Annotated in this window: 17 protein-coding genes; 7 read left to right on the top strand and 10 right to left on the bottom strand. The window is 70.8% G+C overall.

Annotated features, from left to right (window positions below):
- Positions 1 to 441: 441 nt before the first annotated feature.
- From ACN20J_RS28220 to ACN20J_RS28210, 3 genes are read right to left on the bottom strand one after another with little or no spacing between them, the layout of a single operon-like run.
- Positions 442 to 1,326, bottom strand: coding sequence for an acyl-CoA dehydrogenase family protein (locus tag ACN20J_RS28220; protein ID WP_419667077.1), 885 nt, complete (start codon positions 1,324 to 1,326; stop codon positions 442 to 444).
- A 4-nt stretch (positions 1,327 to 1,330) separates the two neighbouring features.
- Positions 1,331 to 2,485 carry an acyl-CoA dehydrogenase gene (locus ACN20J_RS28215; protein WP_419667076.1) on the bottom strand — a complete coding sequence of 385 codons (1,155 nt, stop codon included), beginning with the start codon at positions 2,483 to 2,485 and terminating at the stop codon, positions 1,331 to 1,333.
- Positions 2,485 to 3,678: an amidohydrolase family protein gene (locus ACN20J_RS28210; protein ID WP_143639786.1), complete on the bottom strand. Its 1,194-nt coding sequence runs from the start codon at positions 3,676 to 3,678 to the stop codon at positions 2,485 to 2,487. The genes ACN20J_RS28215 and ACN20J_RS28210 overlap by 1 nt, the downstream gene beginning before the upstream one ends.
- 153 nt (positions 3,679 to 3,831) lie before the next feature.
- On the opposite strand from ACN20J_RS28210, the gene ACN20J_RS28205 reads away from it, so the two are divergent.
- Positions 3,832 to 5,343, top strand: a complete 1,512-nt coding sequence (locus ACN20J_RS28205) for a class I adenylate-forming enzyme family protein (RefSeq protein WP_419667075.1) — start codon at positions 3,832 to 3,834, stop codon at positions 5,341 to 5,343.
- Here ACN20J_RS28205 and ACN20J_RS28200 read toward each other — a convergent pair.
- Positions 5,322 to 5,834: an EF-hand domain-containing protein gene (locus ACN20J_RS28200; RefSeq protein ID WP_364198105.1), complete on the bottom strand. Its 513-nt coding sequence runs from the start codon at positions 5,832 to 5,834 to the stop codon at positions 5,322 to 5,324. The two genes, ACN20J_RS28205 and ACN20J_RS28200, sit on opposite strands and share 22 nt — an antisense overlap.
- Before the next feature lie 176 nt (positions 5,835 to 6,010).
- Entirely contained in the window at positions 6,011 to 6,385 is a 375-nt protein-coding gene (locus tag ACN20J_RS28195; RefSeq protein ID WP_189836920.1) for an STAS domain-containing protein, read from the bottom strand.
- A 411-nt stretch (positions 6,386 to 6,796) separates the two neighbouring features.
- On the opposite strand from ACN20J_RS28195, the gene ACN20J_RS28190 reads away from it, so the two are divergent.
- Both ACN20J_RS28190 and ACN20J_RS28185 read left to right on the top strand, forming a co-directional pair.
- Positions 6,797 to 7,360: a sigma-70 family RNA polymerase sigma factor gene (locus ACN20J_RS28190; protein WP_190228997.1), complete on the top strand. Its 564-nt coding sequence runs from the start codon at positions 6,797 to 6,799 to the stop codon at positions 7,358 to 7,360.
- Positions 7,357 to 8,706 carry a zf-HC2 domain-containing protein gene (locus ACN20J_RS28185; protein WP_419667074.1) on the top strand — a complete coding sequence of 450 codons (1,350 nt, stop codon included), beginning with the start codon at positions 7,357 to 7,359 and terminating at the stop codon, positions 8,704 to 8,706. The genes ACN20J_RS28190 and ACN20J_RS28185 overlap by 4 nt, the downstream gene beginning before the upstream one ends.
- 212 nt (positions 8,707 to 8,918) lie before the next feature.
- On the opposite strand, the gene purU is transcribed toward ACN20J_RS28185, so the two are convergent.
- Together purU and ACN20J_RS28175 are read right to left on the bottom strand one after the other, a co-directional pair.
- Positions 8,919 to 9,785 carry a formyltetrahydrofolate deformylase gene (purU, locus tag ACN20J_RS28180; protein WP_189836917.1) on the bottom strand — a complete coding sequence of 289 codons (867 nt, stop codon included), beginning with the start codon at positions 9,783 to 9,785 and terminating at the stop codon, positions 8,919 to 8,921.
- A 90-nt stretch (positions 9,786 to 9,875) separates the two neighbouring features.
- A complete protein-coding gene (locus tag ACN20J_RS28175; protein WP_269654783.1) occupies positions 9,876 to 10,376 on the bottom strand; it encodes an SCO4402 family protein in 501 nt (166 codons plus the stop codon).
- 117 nt (positions 10,377 to 10,493) lie between these two features.
- Between ACN20J_RS28175 and ACN20J_RS28170 the strand changes: the two genes are divergently transcribed.
- Positions 10,494 to 11,789: an ABC transporter substrate-binding protein gene (locus ACN20J_RS28170; protein WP_419667073.1), complete on the top strand. Its 1,296-nt coding sequence runs from the start codon at positions 10,494 to 10,496 to the stop codon at positions 11,787 to 11,789.
- 66 nt (positions 11,790 to 11,855) lie between these two features.
- Here ACN20J_RS28170 and ACN20J_RS28165 read toward each other — a convergent pair whose 3' ends face one another.
- Positions 11,856 to 14,036: a hypothetical protein gene (locus tag ACN20J_RS28165; protein WP_419667072.1), complete on the bottom strand. Its 2,181-nt coding sequence runs from the start codon at positions 14,034 to 14,036 to the stop codon at positions 11,856 to 11,858.
- 214 nt (positions 14,037 to 14,250) lie between these two features.
- Positions 14,251 to 15,636, bottom strand: coding sequence for a transcriptional regulator (locus ACN20J_RS28160; protein ID WP_189836913.1), 1,386 nt, complete (start codon positions 15,634 to 15,636; stop codon positions 14,251 to 14,253).
- Between the two features lie 324 nt (positions 15,637 to 15,960).
- Here ACN20J_RS28160 and ACN20J_RS28155 point away from each other — a divergent pair, with 324 nt between their 5' ends.
- From ACN20J_RS28155 to ACN20J_RS28145, 3 genes are all read left to right on the top strand, one after another.
- The gene (locus tag ACN20J_RS28155; RefSeq protein WP_189836912.1) at positions 15,961 to 16,620 is read left to right on the top strand and encodes a bifunctional DNA primase/polymerase; all 660 of its coding nucleotides are present in this window, start codon (positions 15,961 to 15,963) and stop codon (positions 16,618 to 16,620) included.
- 78 nt (positions 16,621 to 16,698) lie between these two features.
- Positions 16,699 to 17,493, top strand: a complete 795-nt coding sequence (locus ACN20J_RS28150) for an ABC transporter ATP-binding protein (RefSeq protein ID WP_189836911.1) — start codon at positions 16,699 to 16,701, stop codon at positions 17,491 to 17,493.
- On the top strand, positions 17,490 to 19,118 hold the full coding sequence (locus ACN20J_RS28145) for a transporter (protein ID WP_419667071.1): 1,629 nt from the start codon (positions 17,490 to 17,492) through the stop codon (positions 19,116 to 19,118). The genes ACN20J_RS28150 and ACN20J_RS28145 overlap by 4 nt, the downstream gene beginning before the upstream one ends.
- Before the next feature lie 188 nt (positions 19,119 to 19,306).
- Here the strand turns inward: ACN20J_RS28145 and ACN20J_RS28140 are convergent, their stop codons facing one another.
- On the bottom strand, positions 19,307 to 20,233 hold the full coding sequence (locus tag ACN20J_RS28140) for an alpha/beta fold hydrolase (protein ID WP_189836909.1): 927 nt from the start codon (positions 20,231 to 20,233) through the stop codon (positions 19,307 to 19,309).
- Positions 20,234 to 20,428 lie beyond the last annotated feature (195 nt).

Raw genomic sequence — 20,428 nt, 5'->3', positions numbered from 1 at the left:
CCTCGCAAGGGCCACGATCGTGGTCAGAAAAGGGTTCACGGAACGTGATTCCCTTAGGAGACAGCATGGTTGACGTACAGTCACCCCAACAAGCGCTTCGGGCATATTCCAGCGCGAAGGAGTACGCGTGCGGCATACTGTGCGACGCTCGTCACGGGGAGTCGAACAGGCAGGAACGGTCCTGCTTCCCGCCTCGCGAGCGGTGCGCATCGCCGGATCCGGAGCTGCCTCAGGGGCAACACCGTGATGACCCGGCCTCACAACCACTCGCATCCCACACAAGGTACCGGAGCACGGCTCCGACTCCAGGCCGTGACAAGTCACGCATAGGACACAACCCGATATCAACGCTCGGTAATTCCGGTATGCCACGTTCAGTGACATCCGTCCGTTCGGGCCCGTTCCGTCATGCCACGATCGACGGCAATGATCGTGCACAGTTCACGTCCGGGGCCCTGCTGCGGCGACCTGCAGATCCTCCGCGAGTACTTCCTCCGCCTCGGCCGCGCTCTGCCCGCGACGGGCCCGCAGCCAGGCACGTTTGAGGTGAAGGTGCACGTCGGACTCCCATGTGAAGCCCATGCCTCCGTGCACCTGGAGGCAGTCGCGGGCGCCGAGCTCGGCAGCCTCGTCGGCCAGCAGTCCGGCCGCCGCGATGTCGAGCGGATCGGCCGTGACGGCGGCCGCGTAGACCGCACCACGCGCCACCTCCACGCGCACCAGCATCTCGGAGCACAGGTGTTTCACCGCCTGGAAGGCCCCGATCGGCTGCCCGAACTGCTCACGGGTCCGGGCGTGTTGCACGGCCAGTTCGCAGGTGCGGGCGGCGGAGCCCAACTGCTCGGCGGCGGTCAGCAGCGCGGCCACCGGGTCGGGCGGCGCGGCGCGGGGCAACCGGTGCAGTGGTGTCAGCGGGTCCGCCGAGCGCATCGGGACGGCTCCGGTCACATCGCCGCGTACGACGTCGGCCTCGTCCAGCCACTCGACGAGCGTGCCGTCGACGGCCGCGACGACGCTCTCGCCGGTGGCCGCTCCGGGTATCTCGCCGGCCGCGAGGTGCGTGGCCACGAGCGGTCCGGTCAGCAGGGCCCGGCCGGCCTCCTCGAAGGCCAGCACGGCCTCCGGAAGTCCCAGGCCGACCCCGCCCTCCGCCTCGGGCAGCCGCAGCGCGAAGAAGCCCGCCTCGCCCAACTCCCGCCAGAGCGCACGGTCGAGCCCCGGGGCGTCCACGGCGGCCCGCAACCGCTCCCGCCCGAAGCGCCGGTCCAGCAGTTCGCGCACTCCCGCGCGCAACGCCCGTTGATCATCAGTGAGTTGGAAATCCATACGGTCATCGCCCCTTCGGGAGGCCCAGGATCCGTTCGGCCACGATGTTCCGCTGGATCTGCGAGGTGCCGGCCGCGATGGTGTACGAGAGGGACGACAGCCGGTCCAGCGTCCACCGGCTGTCGAGGTCGAGCGCCTCGGGACCGAGTACGTCGGCAGCCGCGTCGTACAGGTCCTGCCGCGCGCGCGAGTACCTCAGTTTGAAAACCGAACCCCCGACGCCCGGCACTCCGTCCGACCGCTCCGACTCGCTGACGTTCCACTGCGTGAGCCGCCAGAGCGCACGGAACTCGGCATTGAGACGACCGAGCCGGCGACGCAACACCGCGTCGTCCCAGCGGCCGTTCTTCCGGGCCTCGCGCGCGAGTTCGCCGAGGACGCGCCGACAGGCCACCACCTCGCCGACGAAGGCCGTCCCGCGCTCGAACGACAGCGTCACCATGGTCACGCGCCAGCCGTCGTTCTCCTCACCGACCCGGTTGGCGACGGGCACCCGCACGTCGTCGAGGAACACCTCCGCGAACTCGGTCGAACCCGCGAGCGTACGCAGTGGACGTACCGTGATCCCCGGCGCGTCCATCGGCATCGCGAGCCACGAAATCCCCCGGTGCTTGGGCGCCTTGGCGTCCGTCCGCACCAACAGCTCGCACCAGTCGGCGACTTCCGCGTGGGAGGTCCAGATCTTCGAACCGCTCACCACGTAGTCGTCGCCGTCCCGCCGCGCGCGAGTGCGCAGTGCTGCGAGGTCCGAGCCGGCGTCCGGCTCGCTGAACCCCTGGCACCACACCTCCTCGCCGCGCAGCACGGGCGGCAGCCAGCGCGCCCGCTGCCCGGCGTTCCCCTCGGCCGCGATGGTGGGCCCGGCGTGCAGCAGCCCGACGAAGTTGGCCCCTACGTAGGGCGCGCCCGCGTTCTCCGTCTCCTCCAGGAAGATCAGGTGCTGCGTCGGCGTGGCCCCGCGGCCCCCCGCGTCGGCGGGCCAGTGGAGCCCCGCGTACCCGGCGTCGTACAGCATGCGCTGCCAGCCGAGGTCGTACGCGCGTCTGCCGGGCCAGTCGTCGGGCGAGGGTTTCGGGGGCAGCCCGGGGAGGACCTTCGCGAGCCACTCCCGCAGGCGCGCGCGGAACTCCTCCTCCTCGGGCGTGCAGGAGAGGTCCATTACTTGTCGAGGTCCAGGCCGAGCATGCGGATGGCGTTGCCGCGCATCAGCTTGTAGACGGTCTCGTCGTCGAGGCCCTTCATGTGATCGAGGGCGACCTCCTTGGTGTGCGGGAAGGTCGAGTCGACGTGCGGGTAGTCGGTCTCGAAGGTCGCGTTGTCCCGGCCGACCACGTCCAGCGACGCGACGCCGTGCTTGTCGCGGAAGAAGCAGCAGAAGATCTGCCGGTAGTAGTAGGTGGAGGGCGGCTCGGGGATCAGGTCCCTGACCCCGCCCCAGGCCCGGTGCTCCTCCCACACGTCGTCGGCGCGCTCCAGGGCGTACGGGATCCAGCCCATCTGCCCTTCGGAGTAGGCGAGTTTGAGCTGCGGGAACTTCACGAGGACCCCGCTGAACAGGAAGTCCATCATCGAGGCCATGGCGTTGTTGAAGCTGAGCGAGGCCTGGACGGCGGGCGGGGCGTCGGGCGAGGCGGCGGGCATCTGGGAGCTGCTGCCGATGTGCATGTTGACGACCGTGCCGGTCTCCTGGCAGACCGCGAAGAACGGGTCCCAGTAGCCGGAGTGGATGGACGGCAGCCCGAGGTGCGTGGGGATCTCGGAGAAGGTCACGGCCCGCACGCCCCGGGCGGCGTTGTGCCGGATCTCGGCGACCGCGAGGTCGATGTCCCAGAGCGGAATGATGCACAGCGGAATCAGCCGCCCCCCACTCCCCCCGCACCACTCCTCGACCATGAAGTCGTTGTACGCGCGCACGCAGGCCAGCGCGACCTCCTTGTCGTGCGCCTCGGCGAAGGTCTGCCCGCAGAACCGCGGGAAGGTCGGGAAGCACAGCGAACCCTCGACGTGGTTCGCGTCCATGTCCTTGAGCCGCTCGACGGGATCCCAGCACCCCGGCCGCATCTCCGCGCGCGTGATGCCTTCAAGCGTCATTTCATCCCGGTCGAAGCCGACGGCGGCGATGTTGCGCTTGTACGGGAACTTCAGGTCCTCGTAGATCCACCAGTCGGTCGGCGGCCCGTCCGGGTCCATCGTGATCTGGTACTTGCCCGCCACGTAGGCGAGTTCGCCGATACCGGCCGTCAGCGGCTTTGGGCCGCGGTCCTGGTACTTCTTCGGCAGCCAGGTCTCGAAGAGGTTCGCGGGCTCGATCACATGGTCGTCGACGCTGATGATGCGGGGCAGTTCGGTCATGAGTCCCCTCCGCCGGGCCAACTGCGGGTATCTGACGGACCGTCAGTTAAAGGTCCCCTAGAAGGCTAGCCCCGCACCCCTGGACCGACAAGGCACCGAGCCCTACGCTCTCCAGCCAATCTGACTACCCGTCAGCTGTGAGGAGTACGGGCCATGACGACGGACACCGCACACGCACTGGGCGCCTCCCGCACCTTCTGGGAACTCGTCGAGCGCCGCGCCGCGCTCACCCCCGACCGCCCCGTCCTCCTCCAGGACGACCGCACCCTCACCTTCGAGGAACTGCGCTCGGGCGCGGAGCGGACCGCGGCCGGCCTCCACGACCTGGGCGTACGCCCCGGCACGGTGGTCGCCTGGCAGCTGCCGACCCGTATCGAGACGGTCCTGCTGGCGATGGCCCTGGCCAGGCTGGGCGCGGTCCAGTCCCCGGTGATCCCCTTCTACCGGGACCGCGAAGTCGCCTTCGCCGTACGGGAGTCGGGGGCCGCCCACTTCGCCGTACCGGGCGAGTGGCGCGGCTTCGACCACAAGGCGATGGCCGAACGCATCGACGCACCCGGCGTCTTCGAGGCGTACGACTCCCTCCCCGAAGGGAACCCGTCGGTGCTGCCCCCACCCCCCACCAGCGGCACGGACGTGCGCTGGATCTACTGGACCTCGGGGACGACGTCCGACCCCAAGGGCGTACTGCACACGGACCGTTCGCTGATCGCCGGCGGCTCCTGCCTCGCCCACGCGCTGCACCTGTCGGCCGACGACATCGGCTCGATCGCGTTCCCCTTCGCGCACATAGGCGGCCCCGACTACCTGGTCATGCTGCTGCTGTACGGCTTCCCGGCGGTCCTCTTCGAGAAGTTCGCGCTGCCGGACGCCCTGGAGGGCTACCGCAAGCACGGGGTGACGGTGGCGGGCGGCTCGACGGCGTTCTACTCGATGTTCCTGACCGAACAGCGCAAGCAGCCGGACACCAGACTCATCCCCACCCTCCGCCTCCTGGCGGGCGGCGGGGCCCCGAAGCCGCCCGAGGTCCACCACGCCGTCGTACGCGAGATGGGCGTCCAACTGACCCACGGATACGGCATGACCGAGGTCCCGATGATCACCATGGGCTCGCCCGACGACTCCGAGGAGAACCTCGCGACGACCGAGGGAAGGCCCCCACAGGGCATGGAGATCCGGATCGTGGACGGGGAGGTGAGACTGCGCGGAGAAGCCGTCTGCACGGGCTACCTGGACCCCGCGCAGACCACGGAGGCCTTCGACGAGGACGGCTTCCTGATCACGGGAGACCTCGGGCGCCTCACACCCTCGGGCCATCTGATCCTGACGGGCCGCCTGAAGGACGTCATCATCCGCAAGGGAGAGAACATCTCGGCGAAGGAGATAGAGGATCTGCTGCACCGCCACCCGGCGGTAGGAGACGTGGCGGTGATAGGCCTGCCGGACGCGGAACGCGGCGAGCGGGTATGCGCGGTGATCGAACAGCAGCCCGAATCGCCGCAGTTGACGCTCTCAGCCGTCTCGGCCTATCTACGCGCGGAAGGACTGTCCGTGCACAAGCTGCCGGAGCAACTGGAGCTGGTGGACGCCCTTCCGCGCAACGACACCCTGCGGAAGGTGCTCAAGTACAAGCTCAGGGAACGTTATTCGGGCACCGTGAAGTAGCGGGCGAAGGCGCTCACGATCTCCGGCTCGGTGACCCGGCCGTCGGAGTCCGCGTCGAGCGCACCGGCCGCGGCGGCGGCGACGGTCTCGGGCGCGCCGAGGGCCTTGAGGGCACGCGCGACCTCGTCCACGGTCGCCGCAGCGTCCCCGTCGCCGTCCGCGATGGCGAGCGCCGCGTCCAGGAAGGGGCGGGCGATCTCGGCGAACCGGTCGGGGTTGTCCCGCAGCCGCTTCACCGCGCCGCCGACGAACTCCTCGCGGGTGATCCGCTGGTCGCCGTCCCGGTCCGCTATGCCGGCCATGCCCTGCCAGAAGGCCTCCGCGCCGATGTAGAGGGCCTGGCCCTTGTCGGACCGGGCCGCGATGCCGAACTCGGCGAGCAGCGCCTTGGTCGCCGCATTGAAGTCCTCGCGGTCGATATAGCCGTTGCCGTCCTGATCGAAGGTGGCGAACCGCGCGGCGATCTTTCGCTCGTACTCGGTGCTGACCATGTCTTTTCGGGCCGCCTTACATCACGTGGGTACGTCTGGCAGGGAGCGTACGACGACCGGGGCCCTCGGGGAGCGGGAAAACGACGCTTGTGCCAAGACCGGGGGAATTCCGCGACAACCGTGTCGCGCAGTCACGGGACGATCTTCCCTTCCCCGCGACCCGCACGTGACGCGAATCACGCCGAAAGGGAGTCCGGCTCGTCGTCGATCGCCGCGCCGACATCGGGATACACGTCGAAGAGCCGGCGCACGCCGAGGGCGCCCAGCACCCTGTTGACGTGGGATCCGTCCACGGCGCCCTGCGCGGGAAGGATCAAGCGGAGGCGTCCCTGGCAGGAGCGGAGCAGTCGCCGGCTCGCGATCAGCACCCCCACACCACTGGAGTCGCAGAACAGGACTCCGGAGAGATCGAGGACGACACTGTGCCGCCCGTCGGCCACGGCGTCGTGCACGCGCTGCCGCAGCACCGGTGACGTCACCAGATCCATCTCGCCCGACACCCGGATCACGGCCCAGCCGTGCTGCTCGCCGTCGGTCACCCTGAGCGTCACGCGCCTGCCCCTCGCTCGACGTTGTCGGACCCTGACGGCCCGACGACGTCGGACCCGGAAACGGAACCGGAAGTGGTCCTGTCACTTCCCTGGTGCGCGGCTGCCCCACCCTCACTCCATGAAACACCGGATGCGGAATCGAAGCGTGCCCCAGTTGGGCTGTTTCGGTCGAGAACGGTCTAGTACGGTCGATCCTGATCGAGCCAAGCCACGGCAGACACACGCACACCGTGAGGAGCCGCACGCACAGTGTGATCGGGGCACTACCATCCGCAGCTCCGCGAGGGGCGCGCATTGCCACAAAGGGGCGTGCGTTGTCAGGGGTGCCGACTACATTCGGGAGGAAGCCGGAGAGGAGAATCCGGTGGACACAGGGACAGGCGCACCGCACGACCGGGGGTGAGGGGCCGCATGACCAACAAGGACGCGCCGCCCCGCTGGGACCGCAAGATGCAACAGCGGCTCGCACGCGGGGAGGCGGCCGCGCTCGGTGAGCTCTACGACCGATTCGCTTCGCTCGTGCACGGCCTCGCCCATCGCGTGCTCGGAGACGACCGGGCGGCCGACGGCGTCACCCGCGAGGTCTTCGCCCACGTCTGGGAGAACCCCGAGGCGTACGACCCCAAGCAGGGCCCCCTGCGCTCCTGGGTCGCCACACTGACCCACCGCCTCGCCGTACAGCGCCTGCGCGCGACGGAGACGGCCGCGCTGGCCCACGACAACTCGGGCAGCACCGAGGAGCTGGAGCGCAAGGTCCGCCGCGCCTCGGTGGCGGCCCGCGCCGACTACATCGTCACGTCCATGCCCGCCCCGCTGCGCGCGGCCCTGGAGCTCGCCTACTTCCAGCGCCGCGACTACCGCCAGACCGCCGTAGACCTCGGCGTCACCGAGGACGAGGCCCGCCGCCGCCTGCGCCTGGGCCTCCAGCTCCTGTCGACGGCCCACGACACGGGCCGCTCCGGGGGTGCCGAATGACGGGCACAGAGGCACACGACAGCTACGGCGAGAAGCCGGACCCGGAGGACCACAACGCCCAAGCGGGCCCCCAGAGGGACACTCCGCCCCCGGAGAACGGCCCCGGCGGCCCATCGGGCCCAGAACCCCCTCACCCCAACGCACCCCACACCCCCGGCGAACCCCCGCGCATACCCATGCCACGCACATCGGTCGAGGACACCGGCCTGCCCCTCCCCGAACCAGCCCCCGCTCCCCTCTTCCTCGAACACCGGGTCCTCAAGTCCCTGCTCGGCGCCTGGGCCCTGGCGGCCTGCTCCCCCGAGGAGACGGCAGCGGTGGAGGACCACCTGGGCACCTGTGGCGCGTGCGCGGACGAAGCTCTGCGCCTGCGCGACGCGGTGGGCCTCCTGCACCCGCCGGAGAGCCTCGACCTGGACCCCACCCTGCGCACCCGCGTCCTGGAGAGCTGCCTGGACCGCCGCCCGCCCCGCATCCCGGTCCCCGAGTGGGCAACGCCGTACGACGCGGAGACGGCCCGCCTGGACGCCCTCCTGCAGGACATCGGCGACGCGGAGTGGCACGCTCCCGTACGCCTGCGCTGGTTCGAGGGCGACGAACAGACCAGCCGCCGCACCACCGTCGCGGGCGTGATCGCCCATCTCCTCACCGTCGACGGCCTGGTAGCCCTGACCCTGGGCCTGGACGACCCCCTGGAAGCCCAGGCCGACACCCCCACCCCCGCGGCCCGCACAGAGGCCTTCTGGACGACCTCGCACTTCCCGCCCACCCGTTCCGTACGGGCCCCGTGGCGCGAGCAGGCCCACAACCTGGTCCGCACGGTCGCCTTCGCGGGCGGCGGCTCCGGCCGCCTCCCGGTCTCGTACGGCGCCTTCGAACTCCCCCTGCGGGACTCGATGCTGGACCGCGCCTTCGAGACCTGGGTCCACGCGGGAGACATCGCAGAGGCGGTCGACTACCCCTACGAACCGCCGTCGCCCCGCCACCTGCACGCCATGATCGACCTGGGCGCCCGCATGCTCCCCACGGCCCTGGCCGCCCGCCGCCAGGCAGGCCTCGCCACCCCCGGCCAGACCCGCCACCTGGTCCCGGCCGGCACCCCCGGCCGCAGCCTCCGCCTGGAGATCGAGGGCCTGGGCGGCGGCGAATGGCTCATCCCCCTGGACTCCCCCGGCGCCCTACCCTCCCCCGACCACGAGGTAGCCCACATAGCCCTGGACGGCGTCGAGTTCTGCCAACTGGCAGCAGGCCACGTCTCCCCGGAGGAAGCAGCAGCAGGCCAGGTAGGAGACCGAGAGGCAATCAGAGACGTCCTCTTCGCAGCAGCGTCACTGAGCCGCATGTAGCGCGAAAAGTCCCAGCCCCCAAACCGCACCCGCCCTACGCAACGGGCGCGGGCCGTGCCGGTACGTCGAAAGTCCGCCGCATACGGCTCCTCCAGGAACGGCTCTGCTGGAAACCAACAGCCGTACACCCCGCCGCGGCGGACTCGACGTACCGGCGCGGCCCGCGCCCCCACGACAGAGCGAGGCGCAACACACCTCAGAGGCGCAACGCCTCAGTCGAAAACGACGGTCCGACGCCCGTTCAACAGAATCCGCCGCTCCGCATGCCACTTCACGGCCCGAGCGAGCGCCTGGCACTCCACGTCCCGCCCCACAGCGACAAGCTGCTCCGGCGTGACCTGGTGCCCCACCCGCTCGACCTCCTGCTCGATGATCGGCCCCTCATCGAGGTCGGCCGTCACATAGTGCGCGGTGGCACCGATCAGCTTCACACCACGAACGTGCGCCTGGTGATAAGGCTTCGCGCCCTTGAAGCTAGGCAGGAACGAGTGATGGATATTAATAATCCGCCCGCTCAACTGCTTGCAAAGATCATCGGAGAGCACCTGCATATACCGAGCGAGCACAACCAGCTCGACACCCTGCTCCCGCACCAACTCCAGCAACTGCGCCTCGGCCTGCGCCTTGTTGTCCTTGTTGACCGGAATATGGTGAAACGGCACATCATACGAAGCCACAAGCTCAGCGAAATCCGTGTGATTGGAAACCACGGCCGCGATCTCAACGGGAAGCGCCCCGATCCGAGCCCGAAACAGCAGATCATTCAAACAATGCCCGAACTTGCTGACCATCAGCACGACCCGCATCCGGTCCTCGGCCCGGTGGATCTGCCACTCCATCTGGAAGGAGTCACCGATCGCCGCGAAGCTGGCCCGCAGCTTCTCCACCGTCACCGGCGACTCCGCCGAGAAGTGGACCCGCATGAAGAACAGCCCCGTGTCATGGTCACCGAACTGCTGACTGTCCTCGATGTTGCACCCGGTCATGAAGAGATAACTCGACACGGCGTGCACGATGCCCTGCTTGTCAGGACAGGAAAGCGTAAGGACGTACTGCTCGGTCACGGACTGCTCATTCATGCCCGCCAGGGTCCCATAAGTCGGGCCGAGCCAGACCACACGTCCCGCCTGCCGGACTGCCGGCCGGGCCCCTCAGGGGGGCGCGGAACCTCAGGCAGACCGGGTCATGATCCGCAGAACCTCAAGCGTCCGAGGCTGCACATCGGGATCCTCCCCATCGCTCACCGCCATCCGAACGTGCGCATCCCGAGCAGCCCGCACGGCCTCGGGCCACCCCTGATGTTCGAGATAGACGGAGACGGCAGCATCAGGCCCCACCTGATGCATGATCCGCAACACCCGAAGCACAGCGGAATCGACGAGGGCCGCCTCCTGAGAGTCCCGGAAGATCGTCCCCACGTATTTCTCGGCGGACCAGTTGTCCAGCCAGGTGTCCTCGACGAGGCGATAGACGGCGTCGGTCACATCCCCGTACCCGTCGACCCCCGCGAGCCAGACCCCTCGCTGGAACTCGGTGTCGGAAAGCATGTGCAGCGCGGAGCGCACATTGCTGCGCCAGCGCCACCACGGCATGTCGTTCAGTGGCATGCCGCCCATGGTGGATGAGCGACGCCCGCGACGGGAAGAGTTCTCCGAACCTTGCACGGTCACCGATCGTACGTTCTCGCCGATTCGTCCCGCCCCGCACCCCGGAGTTCACCTTCTGGTCACCAAGCGTTGACCATGGGTCACACCTGCCGTAGCGATGTGACGGAATCGTGCGTGTCCATGACCGGCAGGCGACGCACCCGCACCCTCCTCCCCGCCCACCACCGTCCCGCCAGGGCCAGAGTGCTGTCCGCGGGCGCGTTGGCGGCGTGTGCGTCGATAGCCGTCGGATGCGGTGTCGTCCCCGGTACCACGGGGGGTTCCGGGGACGACCCGATCACGGTGATGACATGGGCGCCGGAGGAGACGAAGGCGACCAACAAGCCCGGTATGCCCGCCCTGGCACTGGCGTACGCGCGCTGGATCAACTCCAAGGGCGGCATCAACGGCCGCAAGCTGAAGGTCCTCACCTGCAACGACCACAACGACACGGTGTCCGCCGCGAACTGCGCCCGCCGGGCGGTCGACGAGAACGTCGTCGCGGTCGTCGGCTCGTACAGCCAGCACGCCCGCTCCTTCTTCTCCCCGCTGGAGGCGGCCGGCATCCCGTATCTCGGCGGGTACGGCGTCACCGACGACGAGTTCACCAGCCCGCTCTCCTACCCGGTCAACGGCGGCCAGCCCGCCCTCCTGGCCGGCCTCGGACAGCAGCTCGCCAGGAACTGCGGCCCCGTCACCCTCGTACGCCCCGACACGATCGCCGGCGACGAACTGCCCGTGCTGCTCGACTCGGGCCTGAGCGCCGCGGGGCACAAGGCCGCCGTCGACCAGCGGGCCGCCGAGGACGCCACGGAGTACTCGGGCCACGCCGACCAGGCGCTGCGGCGGGTCACGGCGGATCCGACGGAGGAGGGGTGTGTGGTGCCCGCGCTCGGGGACCGCACGGACACCTTCATGGACTCGTTCCGGCGTGCCCGCGAGGCGTACCCGACGGTGCGGACGGCGTCCGTGCTGGGCAGCGTCGACCAGTCGGTGATCGACGCGACGGGCAGCGCGTACGAGGGCTCGTACGTCACCGGCTGGTACCCGGCGTCGCGCGACAAGCGGTGGAAGCCGATGCGCGACGTCATCCGCGAGGAGGCCTTCGGCGACAACCGGATCGACGAGTCCGACCCCGGGGTGCAGACGACCTGGGTCGCCTACACGGTGCTGAAGAAGACGATCGAGTCGCTGGGCGACGGCGAGGTGTCCTCGCGCACGCTCCGGCGGACGCTCGACGACGGTCTGAAGATCAACACGGGCGGGCTGACGCCGACGCTCAGCTGGAGCTTCGACGATCTGACCGCGGTGAGCGGCTTCCCCCGGCTGGTCAACTCGGACGTGTCGTTCCAGGTGGTGCGCAAGGGCCAACTGGTCTCGGCCCGCAAGGGGTTCGTGAACGTGTCGAAGGTGCTGGAGAACACGGAAACGTCCTGAAGAACCGGCCGGCACCCACCGGGCGCCGGGGCCGACCTCCGCCGACGCCGTGGTCGGCCCGACCGGTCACAGCTGGCCGGGCTGGCGCTCCGTCAGTCCGTAGGTCTGGGCGATGGAGTTCCACAGCTTCGCGGCCTTGGCCTTCTGCGTGGTCGCGGTGCCGCTCTCCCGGTTGCCCGCCGCGGTCTGGCCCGTGTTGCGGGCCTGGCCCTTGCGGCAGCCCTTCTTGCCCGCGGTCTGGTCGGCCCAGGCCGCGTAGTGGGTGTCCGCCGCGGAGGAGGCCTTCCAGGCGCTGTTGAGCGCGGCGGTCAGCTGCGCGTTGTTGGGCAGCTTGTCGACGGAGAGGTCCGCGAGGCTGGTGACCAGGCCGTCGCGCTGCTTGGCCGCGTTGCGCAGATCGGTCGCCGCCTGGCCCAGGTTGGCGCACTTGCGTACGTTGCCGACGGCCTTGACCACCGAGTCACGGCTGTCGCCGCTGTCCGCCAGGAGCTTGTCCAGGGCCACGGCCTGCGCCTTGGCCGGGTCGGCGGACGCGGAGGCCGAGTCGTCCGTGGCGGGCGCGGTCGCCGCCACCGTCTTGTTGTCGTCGCCGCCGTCGTCGCCCCCGCCGCCGCTGAGCAGGGCGCCCGCGCCGATGCCGAGTACGGCGATGCCCACGCCGACCGCGGCGATCACGGGCACGCGGGAACGGGTGCGGCCACCGCGGCCGTTGTCACCGTCCGCCGCGCCTCGGCGTCCGCCGCGACCTGCGGGACCCTCGGGTACGCCCGGGCCGCCGGGGGCACCGGGACGGTTCGGGGTGCCGAAACCGGCCGCGGCGCCCTGTCTCCCGCGCGGCTGGTCGACTCGGGGCAACTGCTGCGTGGAGCCTCCGGCGTCGGCCCGGAAGAGGTTGTCGAAGTCGGCGGGCGGCTGCCGCTCCTCGGGTACGCCCGGGCGCACCCCGTACTGCGCGGCGCCGGGCTGGGCCGGTACGGGCGCGATGAACTGCGTGGGCTGGGCGTCGGGGTCGACGGCGGGAGGCAGGGGTCCGGCGCCGTTGCCTGCGGACGCCGGTCCCGGCCCGTCCGGCCGGACCCGGCCGAGGTACCGCGTGGAGTCGGAGGACATCCCCGCGGGGGCAGCCCCCGCGGGAGGCATCTCGGGCGGCAGCGCACCGGGACCCACCGGGGGAAGGAGCTGTGTGGCGCCCTCGTCGACGGACGGCGCGGCGGGAACCGGCGGCAGGTACTGGGTCGCGCCCTCGTCCATGGCGGCGACGGGCGGCATCGCACCGGCACCCCCACCGGCACCAACTGGCGGCAGCGGCGCGGCAGTCTGACCACCGGGGGCGTACGACGCGGGCGTCTGACCACCGGGAGCCTGCGGGTAGCCGTAGCCACCGGGAGCCCCCGACTCGGCGGAACCGCCCTGCGGCTGCGGCTGGGGCGCCGCCTGGCCACCGTGGGCCTGCGGATAGCCGTAACCACCCGGAGCCTGCGCCCCGGCGGGGCCCTGCCCGTGTGCCTGCGCGTTCCCGGGAGCGTACGGGCCCTGAGCCTGCGCTCCGGCAGGGCCTTGAGCGTGTGCCTGCGGGTTCCCGGGAGCGTACGCACCCGGAGTCTGCGGGGCGCCGTACCCGTTCGTCGGCGCACCCTCGTGCGGGAGGGGCGCACCGGCGCCCGACCCCTGCTGGGGCACGGAGCCCGCTCCGGCGGTCTGCGGCGGAAGCTGGCCGCCGCCACTGTTCGGCGCCTGCGGGCCGCCCCAGGGGCCGCCCGCCGTGCCCTGCGCCCCGTACTGGGCCGTCGGATCGGCGTACTGCGACGGCTGCCCGGCGTATCCGCCCTGCGCACCGGCGCCGGTACCTGCGCCTGGGGCCGACCCGTCCCAGGCCGGAGCCTGGGCTCCCGGGTCCGGCGTCTGAGGGGCGGTCCAACTCGATATCTGCGGGGGCGCGTCCGAGGCCGGCGCGGCCCCGCCCTGGCCCGTGTGCTGCGTGCCCCAGCCGGGCGCCTGCGCGCCCTGACCCTGGTCCTGGCCCGCATTACCCCATTCACCGGTCGGCGTCCAACCCTGTCCGGGCTCCGGAGAGGCCCCCTGGGCGGGTCCCGGACCCCACGGCTGGTCCCAGGCCTGACCGCCCGCCGGAACGGCGCGGTCGCCCGTCTGGCCCGGCAGGAGGGGCTCGCCGCCGTCGGACGGCAGCACGATGCCTTCGTGCGCGGGCCGCGCCGAGGGCTCGTCGCCCTGTCCGTTGTGCGTCACCGGGACTCCTACGAATGGGGGACCTTCGGAATCGTCGGTTCACGCTACCGGGTCCCCACAACCCGATGCCACGCAGCACAGGTCGTGACAGCCGTCTCCGGGGGCGGCAGTAACGAATCCGCCCCCCAAGACGCTGTTTATGCCTCCTTTCGCCTCACAGCCCTCCGTTCACCCCGCGTTCACTCCCGCGTAGACCTCGCGCCCGTCCGGCGGATCAGGCCGCCGCCTGCAACTCCATGCGCGCCCCGAACTCCCGTACCACCGGCTCGTCCCGGTAGGGCTCCAGGCGCTGTTGGAGGTCGTCCAGATACTCCGCCCCGCGGTTGGAGCGCAGCGTGCCGAGCAGTTCGACCGCGCGTAGACCCGTGTGGCAGGCCTGCTCGATCTCGCGCTGCTGGACCTGTGCGGTGGCCAGCAGTACGTACCCGATGGCGCGGCGCCTCGCGCGCGTCTCGGGGTGCCCGGCGAGGGATTCCTGAGCGCATCGCGCGGCTGCCTCCGACTGTCCGAGGTCCCGGTGACAATGCGCCAACTCGTCGGCCAGATACGCCTCGTCGAAGTGCGCGATCCACCGCGGGTCGTCGCCGGAATCCGGATCGGCCTGCTCCAGCGCCGCCACGGCCCGCCCGGACGCCGCCTGGGCCGAGCGCGCGTCACCCATCAACGCGTGCCCCCGCGCCTCCGCGGCGTGGAACATCGACTCCGCGCGCGGTGTGACCCGCCCGCGCGCCCCCTCCTGCGCCGCCCGCGCCAACTGCGCGATCTCCCGCGGATTCCCGAGCTGCGCGGCCAGGTGGCTCATGGACGCGGCGAGCACGTACCCGCCGTACCCACGGTCGCCCGCCGCCTGCGCGAGCCGCAGCGCCTGGATGTAGTACCGCTGCGCGAGCCCCGGCTGCCCGGTGTCGACCGCCATGTAGCCGGCCAGCTCCGTCAACCGTGCGACCGCCGCGAAGAGTTCACGCCCGACCGCTTCCCGGTACGAGCCCGCGAGCAGTCCGGAGACGACGCTGTTCAGGTAGTGCACGACGACCGGGCGTACGTGCCCGCTGCCGTACTGGTGGTCGAGGTCGACCAGCGCCTGGGTCATCGCGCTCACCGCCGCCACGTCGGACTGCCCGACCCGTGGCCCGGCCGCACGCGACACCTGCGCGTCCGGCGAGGAGATCAGCCAGTCCCGGCTCGGCTCGACGAGCGCGGAGGCAGCGACGGACGAGCCCGACAGGAAGTCCCGCCGCCCCACGTCGCTGCGCCACAGCTCGCAGACCTGCTCGATGGCCCCGAGGACGGTCGGCGAGAACTGCAGCCCCACACCGGAGGCGAGGTTCTTGCCGTTCGCCATGCCGATCTCGTCGATCGTGACGGTCCGGCCCAGCTTGCGGCCGAGCGCCTCGGCGATGATCGCGGGCGCCCGGCCACGCGGCTGCTGTCCCCGCAGCCAGCGCGCCACGGACGTCTTGTCGTAGCGCAGATCGAGACCGTGCTCCGCGCCGCACATGTTGACCCGGCGGGCCAGCCCGGCGTTGGAACAGCCCGCTTCCTGGATGAGCGCCTGCAGTCGTTCGTTCGGCTGCCGCGCGACGAGAGGCCTTGCGGCCATTGGCGTACCCCCTGTGGCTGCGGTGCCTGCCCACGCACCGAGTTGACGGTCCTCAGTGACCGGGACCTCCCGCACCCCTGTCGGGGAGCGAAAAGATCCGGCCTCGAAGATCAATGCCCCGCGGACATACCGAAGATGCGAGACATGTGAGGATTGCCGGGGTAAAGGCTGCTGCCCGCCCCTCCGGTGGCTACCCACCACCCGCTGCCGCCTCCCATGCGCGCCCCCACAGATGCATCCATGCGCCCCACGTGTGGAATCGGTGCTCCTCCCCCGCGCGCGGGTGAGCCGTAACCCCTGGTGGGTGGGGGAGTTGAGTTCAGCGTGGAAGAGACGATCGCAGGCACCGAGACCGCCCAGATCCCCAAGCAGCGAGGCGAGTCGCTGCAGGACATCGCCGTGCGCTATGCCGAAGAGCGCCATTGGGACGTGTTCCCAGGCACTTGGCTGGAAGCCGCCGACGGGGTGCAGCGCTGCTCGTGCGGCGACCCCTCGTGCGCCCTGCCCGGCGCGCATCCGGCGCGCGAGGACTGGGCGACGCAGGCCACGGGCAGTGCGACCGTCGCGCGTCGGCTGTGGGCGAAGCAGCCCTCGGCGTCGATCCTGCTGCCCACGGGGCGGACGTTCGACGCGATCGACGTCCCCGAGACCTCGGGTTTTCTCGCGCTCGCCCGGATGAGGCGGATGGAGCTGACGCTCGGCCCTGTGACGTGTACGCCGGATCGGCGGATGCAGTTCTTCGTGTTGCCGGGTGCCGCCGCGAAGGTGCCCGATCTTGTGCGCAAGCTCGGGTGGCCGCTCGCCTCTCTTGATCTGAACGTGCTGGGCGAAGGTACGTATGTGGCCGCGCCGCCCACGCGGTTCGGGGCGCGGGGGGCCGTGCAGTGGGCCTGCCGGCCGACTCCCGCGAATCGGTGGCTGCCGGACGCGGAGGAGCTGATCTCGCCCTTGGCCTACGCCTGCGGGCGGGATGCTCGTCGGTAGGGCGGCGTTTTGGCTACTGAAGGACTGCGCAGTTCCCCGCGCCCCTAAAGGGGCACCGGCCCCCGTATCGTGCCCTGCATGACGGAGGGAGTGCGGGTGAACGACGCGGTGGCCGTGCGGGTGCGGGGGCTTTGGAAGCGGTTCGGGGAGCAGGTCGCCGTCGCGGGGATCGATCTGGAGTTGCCCGCGGGGCAGTTCATCGGGCTGGTCGGGCCCAACGGGGCGGGCAAGACCACGACTCTGTCGATGGTGACCGGGCTGCTGCGGCCCGATCAGGGGTCCGTTGAGGTCGTAGGACACGACGTGTGGCGCGACCCCGTGGAGGTCAAGGCCCGGATCGGGGTCCTGCCCGAGGGACTGCGGCTCTTCGAACGGCTCTCCGGGCGGGAACTCCTCGCGTACACGGGGCGGCTGCGCGGACTGCCCGGTGCCGAGGTCGACAAGCGGGCCACCCAGCTGCTCGACGTGCTCGACCTCGCCGGCGCCCAGCACAAACTCGTCGTCGACTACTCGACCGGCATGCGCAAGAAGATCGGGCTCGCGGCGGCCCTGCTGCACAACCCGGAAGTGCTGTTCCTGGACGAGCCGTTCGAGGGCGTCGACCCGGTCTCCGCGCAGACGATCCGCGGAGTCCTGGAGCGCTACACCGCCTCCGGCGCGACCGTCGTCTTCTCCTCCCACGTGATGGAGCTCGTCGAGTCGCTGTGCGACTGGGTCGCCGTGATGGCCGCGGGCCGCATCCGCGCCCACGGCCCGCTCACCGAGGTGCGCGGCGAGGCGCCCTCCCTCCAGCAGGCCTTCCTCGAACTCGTCGGGGCGAACGCCCGCGACACCGGCTCCGACCTCGACTGGCTGGGCGGCGGCGCCCGATGAGCGCCGCGACCGCCACGAAGGCCCCCGCCACCTCGACCGCCTCCATCACCCCCGTCGTCGTACGCCTCAAGCTGTCGCTGCTGCGCAACGGGCTGCGGCAGTCGGCGGGGCGGCGGGCCGTGTACGTGGCGTCGCTCGTCATCGTGCTGCTGTTCGCCGCGCTCCAGCTCATCGGGCTGATCGCGCTGCGCGGCAACACCTACGCGATGACCGTGACGGTGCTGCTCACCACCGTGCTGGCGCTCGGCTGGGCCGTGATGCCGCTCTTCTTCTCCGGCGGCGACGAGACCCTCGACCCGACCCGCCTGGTGATGCTGCCGCTGCGCCCGCAGCCGCTCGTACGGGCGTTGCTGGTGGCCTCGCTCGTCGGCATAGGCCCGCTGTTCACACTGTGCCTGCTCGTCGGTTCGGTGATCGCGATGGCGCACGGGGCCGCGGCGTACGTCACCGGAGTCGTCGCGGTCGTCCTCGCGCTCCTGGTGTGCGTGGCCCTCGCGCGGACCGTCGCGGCCGCCAACACCCGGCTGCTGACCAGCCGCAAGGGCCGTGACCTGGCCGTGCTGAGCGGTCTGGTGATCGCGGTGGGCGCGCAGGTCGTCAACTTCGGGGCGCAGAAGCTCAATTCGTCGGGCATGTCCACGCTGGACCCGGCCGCCGACGTGATCCGCTGGGTACCGCCCGCGTCGGCGCTCGGCGCGGTGGACTCCGTCAGCGAGGGCTCGTACGCCGTCGGTCTCGCCCAGCTCGCCCTGAGCGGGGTGGCGCTGGCGGTGCTGCTGGCCTTCTGGCAGCGGAGTCTGACCCGGCTGATGACCTCGCCCGACGGCTCGACACTGCAGGCCGCCGAGCCCTCCCGGGACAAGGCGGGCCGCTCCTCCGGGCTCGGCCGGCTGCTGCCCGAGGGGCGCACGGGCACGGTCATGGAGCGCAGCCTGCGGTACGTGTGGCGGGATCCGAAGACCAAGGCCGCGTGGGTGACCTCGCTCGCGATCGGTCTGATCGTGCCGGTGTTCAACGCGCTGCAGGGCACCGGCTCGATCTACTTCGCGTGCTTCGCGGCGGGCATGCTCGGCATCCAGATGTACAACCAGTTCGGGCAGGACACGTCCGCGTTCTGGACGGTCGCGATGACGATCTCGTCGACCCGGGACGCGTATGTCGAGCTGCGGGCACGGGCGTTGGCGCTCCTGGTGATCACTCTTCCGTACGCGGCCCTCGTGTGCGTCCTGACGACGGCGCTGCTCGGCGACTGGCGCTCGCTGCCCGAGGTGTTCGGCCTGTCCTTCGCACTGCTCGGCGCGATGCTGGCGACCGGCGCCTGGTCCTCCGCCCGCTTCCCGTACTCGATCCCGCAGGAGAGCTACAAGAGCGTCGCTCCCGGCCAGGCGAGCCTCGCCGGATTCTCGATCTTCGGCGGCATGATCGCGGCGGCCCTGCTGTGCGCGCCCGTCATCACCCTCACCATCTGGCTGAACGTCTCGTCGGACGGCGACAGCTGGACGTGGCTGCTCCTCCCGATCGGCACCGCCTACGGAGCGGCGATCGCCCTGGCGGGCCTCCACCTCTCCGCCCCACGAACGGCACGGCAACTGCCGGAGATCCTGGCGGCGGTGAGCAAGGGCTGACCGACCTGGACATGGGCCCGCGCCCCGTTCCTTAGGGGCGCGGGGAACTGCGCAATCTTTTGGCTTTTAAGGGGCGCGGGGAACTGCGCAGTCTTTTGGGGGCGCGGGGAACTGCGCGACCAGCCCCCACCGAGCCGCGGGCGAACGAACAACCCGCGGCACGACGGCGCCATCTATATCCAGGCGGCCTAGCGGAGCGCCTCGTCCAGGAAGGGCTCGACGGCCGCGCGCCACGCCTCCGGCTGGTCGTAGTGGACGAGATGCCCCGCGTCGGCCACCTCCGCGTACTGCCCGTTCGGCAGGACGCGGACCATCTCCTGGGACTCGGCCCGGCCGAGCTCGCCGTCGAGGCCGCGGACGACGAGAGCGGGGCACTGGACCTGTGTCAGCTCCTCCCAGTGCGCGTCGTACACCCACGTCTCGCGGGACTTGAGCATCTGCTCGGGCTCGAAGACGGGCCGCCAGCCGTCCGGCGACTCGGCCATCACCTCGGCGTAGAACTCACCGCGCGAGGGGTTCGGGCGCTCCACCCAGGGGTCGTCCTCGCCGAACCACTTCCGTACGTCGGCGAGTGTGGCGAACGGGACCGGCCAGGCCTTGAACCAGTTCTCCCACTCGCGCTGCGAGGCGGCTCCCAGCGCCGAGGCCCGCATGTCGCAGATGACCAGGCCGCGCACGAGGTCGGGTCGCTTGGCGGCGAGCTGCCAGGCGGTCAGGGCGCCCATGGCGTGGCCGATGAGGACGGCCGGGCCGAGGTCCAGCTGTTCGAGGGCGGCCTCGGCGTCCTCGACGTACGCCCCGCGGGTGTAGGCGGCCTCGGGCGGCTTTTCGCTCTGGCCGTGGCCCCGCTGGTCGAGCGCGACGGCGCGATGCCGCTCGGAGAGCCAGCGGGCGGTGGGCGCCCAGTGGGATGCACGGCCCATGAGGCCGTGCAGTAACAGCACGCCGGGCGCACGCTCGATCTCCCCGGGCGTGATCCCGGTCCCGGCTTCACCGGACGGGGTGCCGGTCCCGGAGGGGTCGCCCCTCGGAGGGTCGATCTTGGGAGAGTCGGCGAACTCCCAGGCGGCGAGGCGTACGCCACCCGCACCGCTCACGTCGATGCGCCGCACCATCCGTTGGCACCCCCCTTGATCCGCTCGGCCGGGTCGTCCCGCACGAACCGGCCGGTCCACTCGTACCGCTGGTCGTACCGGTGCTCCTGCTGGTTCTTCCTGCGTAATCCGTAGTGGTTCCGTCACCCATACGCTATCGAATGCGCATTCGAAGATGGGGGTCTTGGCGGCAACACCCCTCCTTCGAGTGACCTC

It is taken from the genome of Streptomyces sp. 2-1, from assembly GCF_048564895.1.
GTDB classification, from domain to species: Bacteria; Actinomycetota; Actinomycetes; order Streptomycetales; family Streptomycetaceae; genus Streptomyces; species Streptomyces phaeochromogenes.
This window is presented reverse-complemented; position numbering and strand designations above follow the sequence as displayed.

Excerpts from the sequence above, each read along its gene's own strand:
- ACN20J_RS28220 (WP_419667077.1), bottom strand. The coding sequence starts at position 1,326 with ATGGATTTCCAACTCACTGATGATCAACGGGCGTTGCGCGCGGGAGTG.
- ACN20J_RS28205 (WP_419667075.1), top strand. The coding sequence starts at position 3,832 with ATGACGACGGACACCGCACACGCACTGGGCGCCTCCCGCACCTTCTGG.
- ACN20J_RS28200 (WP_364198105.1), bottom strand. The coding sequence starts at position 5,834 with ATGGTCAGCACCGAGTACGAGCGAAAGATCGCCGCGCGGTTCGCCACC.
- purU (WP_189836917.1), bottom strand. The coding sequence starts at position 9,785 with ATGAATGAGCAGTCCGTGACCGAGCAGTACGTCCTTACGCTTTCCTGT.
- ACN20J_RS28145 (WP_419667071.1), top strand. The coding sequence starts at position 17,490 with ATGAGCGCCGCGACCGCCACGAAGGCCCCCGCCACCTCGACCGCCTCC.
- ACN20J_RS28170 (WP_419667073.1), top strand. The coding sequence starts at position 10,494 with ATGACCGGCAGGCGACGCACCCGCACCCTCCTCCCCGCCCACCACCGT.
- ACN20J_RS28140 (WP_189836909.1), bottom strand. The coding sequence starts at position 20,233 with ATGGTGCGGCGCATCGACGTGAGCGGTGCGGGTGGCGTACGCCTCGCC.
- ACN20J_RS28215 (WP_419667076.1), bottom strand. The coding sequence starts at position 2,485 with ATGGACCTCTCCTGCACGCCCGAGGAGGAGGAGTTCCGCGCGCGCCTG.
- ACN20J_RS28210 (WP_143639786.1), bottom strand. The coding sequence starts at position 3,678 with ATGACCGAACTGCCCCGCATCATCAGCGTCGACGACCATGTGATCGAG.
- ACN20J_RS28150 (WP_189836911.1), top strand. The coding sequence starts at position 16,699 with ATGACGGAGGGAGTGCGGGTGAACGACGCGGTGGCCGTGCGGGTGCGG.
- ACN20J_RS28160 (WP_189836913.1), bottom strand. The coding sequence starts at position 15,636 with ATGGCCGCAAGGCCTCTCGTCGCGCGGCAGCCGAACGAACGACTGCAG.
- ACN20J_RS28190 (WP_190228997.1), top strand. The coding sequence starts at position 6,797 with ATGACCAACAAGGACGCGCCGCCCCGCTGGGACCGCAAGATGCAACAG.
- ACN20J_RS28185 (WP_419667074.1), top strand. The coding sequence starts at position 7,357 with ATGACGGGCACAGAGGCACACGACAGCTACGGCGAGAAGCCGGACCCG.